Source organism: Corallococcus sp. CA053C (assembly GCF_003611675.1).
Lineage (GTDB): Bacteria > Myxococcota > Myxococcia > Myxococcales > Myxococcaceae > Corallococcus.
Window position 1 is genome coordinate 1 of record NZ_RAWA01000696.1, and the last position, 2,452, is coordinate 2,452.

The window sequence follows — 2,452 nt, forward strand, 5'->3', positions numbered from 1 at the left end:
GCGAAGACCCCGCCCAAGAAGCCCCGCCTGCGCGCCCTCCCCGGCCGCGCGTCCACCGCCTCCGCTGCTCCCGTCCGGGACGCGGACGCGGAGGCCACGCTCACCTACGCGCGCGGCGTGCTGGAGGCGGAGGCGCGCGCCATCCTCGGCGTGACGGAGCGACTGGGGGACGCGTTCCTCCACGCGCTGCACCTGGTGCGCGAGTGCACGGGCCAGGTGGTGGTGACGGGCATGGGGAAGGCGGGCCACATCGGCCAGAAGCTGTCCTCCACGCTGGCCTCCACCGGCGTGCGCTCCGTGTTCCTGCACCCCGCGGAGGCCGTGCACGGTGACCTGGGCCGCGTGGGCCCGGGCGACGTCATCCTCGCGCTGTCCAACAGCGGCAGCACGGAGGAGTTGCTGCGCCTGCTGCCCCTGTTCAAGCGCATGGGCGCGCCCGTGGTGGCGCTCACCGGCGACGCGGACAGTCAGCTCGCGAAGGGCGCGGACGTGGTGCTGGACATCGGCCGCATCGAGGAGGCGTGTCCCCTGGGGCTCGTGCCCACCGCGTCCACCGCCGCGCTGCATGCCGTGGGCGACGCGCTGGCGATGACGCTGCTGCGCTCGCGGCCCTTCGGCCGGGACGACTACGCGCTGCTGCACCCGGGTGGGAAGCTGGGGCGCTCCGTGCTGCGCGTCTTCGAGCTGATGCGCACCGGCCGCGCCAACCCGCTGGTGGTGGACACCGCGCGGCTGTCCGAAGCGGTGGTGGTGATGACCAACACGCCGGGCCGGCCGGGCGCCGCGTGCGTGGTGGACCGCGACGGGAAGCTGGAGGGCATCTTCACCGACGGAGACCTGCGCCGGCTGGTGGAGCGGGGGCACCAGGACTTCCATGTGCCGGTGCGCCAGGTGATGGGCAAGCGCCCGCGCTGCATCACCCCGGAGACGCTGGTGCTCACCGCCGCCGCGCAGATGCGCGAGCTGAAGGTGGACCAGCTGCCCGTGGTGGACGTCGAGGGCCGCGCGGTGGGCCTGCTCGACGTCCAGGACCTGCTGGCCGCGAAGTTCTTCTAAGGGAGCTCGGCGGAAGCCCGGCGTCGCCGAGGCCCGATTTCTCGGCCTCGGCGGTGGTCGCCCCTGACAGGACCCGCTTCAGCGAGGGCTGCTACTGCGACAGCTTCGCCTGGAGCCCGGCCTTGTTCGGGTAGTCCGGCACGTCCTGGGCCAGCTTCTCCCAGAGCGCCTTCGCGCCCTTCGCGTCGCCCTTGGCGAGCAGCGTGTCGCCCAGCTTCTCCACCGCGCCCGCGTCACCCTGGAGGGCCACGCTCCACACGCGCGCGCCCATGGGACGGCCCAGGCCGACGAGCGCCCAGGCCATGCCCGCCTTCGCGCGCCCGTTCTCCGGCTGGAAGGGCACCACGCGGGTGTAGTTGGCCAGGGCCTCCTGGTAGCGGCCGCGCGCCAGGTGCTCCTCGCCCTCCTCCACCAGCTTCGTGAGGCCCGCCTCCAGCTCCGGCGTGCGCTCCGTGTTCTTCACCGCGTCCACCATCTCCGGCGTCAGCGGGCGCGGCGCATCCGGCGGCAGCGCCGGGTTCTGCGCCGGGTTCTGCGCGGCGTTCTGCGACAGCCGGACGCGGCGGTCCGCGGCACGCGACGCGAGCCACTTCTTGCGGCCGCCGGCCTTCACCGTCTCCTCGATGCGCTGGCTCAACTGCCGGGCCATGGGCGCGCGCTGCGATTCGGGGTGCGCGGCCACCAGCAGGTCGAAGCCCTCGCGCGCGGTCTTGAGCGCCTGGAGGTTCTCCCCCTGCGTCTCGAACAGCAGCGACGCGCGGCCGAAGAGCGCCTCCTCCTGCTTCGGCTCCACCTCCAGCGCGCGCTCGTACGCCTTGAGGGCGCTGGCGGTGTCGCCGTGCAGGTAGAACGCGTTGCCGCGCAGCACGTCCACCTCCAGCGGGGCGGACAGCGCGGCGCGGGCACAGGCCGCGGCGCCCGCGGTGTCACCGGACTTCGCGCGCGCCTGGGCCACGGCCTCCATCGCGTCCAGCGCCTGGCCGGGCGTGAAGCCGCAGTTCGCCGCCTCCGCGGTGGCCACGGGCGTCTTGCCCAGCTTCTTGCGCGAGGCGAGGAACAGCGAGCGCACGCCGTCCGCCTTCGCCTGCGCCTGGGACAGGTACGCCAGCGCCTCCGCGTTGCGGCCGTTGGAGTAGTAGAGCCGGCCCAGCGACGAGGCGATCTCGAACGACTTCTCCCGCTCGCGCAGGCCCTCGGACGAGTCGAGCTGCTTCATCAGCTCCTCGGCCGACGGCGGCATCCGGTTGGCGTCCTTCACCGGCGGGTGGCCCTGCGGCAGCGGCGCGCCGGGGGCCACGGGGGCGCTGCCCGGCATCGCCGGGTGGCCTTCCGGCAGCGCGGCGGCGCCCGGGCTCGCGCCTGGGCTTGGAGACGACGCGGTGGGCGAGGCCTGGGT

The 2,452-nt window shown here is 74.3% G+C and carries 2 protein-coding genes; one reads left to right on the forward strand and one right to left on the reverse strand.

Going from position 1 to position 2,452, the window contains the following annotated elements; genetic code table 11:
• The coding region (locus tag D7V97_RS42245; RefSeq protein ID WP_233583595.1) for an SIS domain-containing protein at nucleotides 1-1,056 on the forward strand (1,056 nt) is incomplete at its 5' end.
• 91 nt (nucleotides 1,057-1,147) lie between these two features.
• Here the strand turns inward: D7V97_RS42245 and D7V97_RS42250 are convergent.
• Nucleotides 1,148-2,452, reverse strand: a 1,305-nt coding sequence (locus D7V97_RS42250; RefSeq protein ID WP_233583596.1) for a tetratricopeptide repeat protein, incomplete at its 5' end; no start/stop codon positions are given.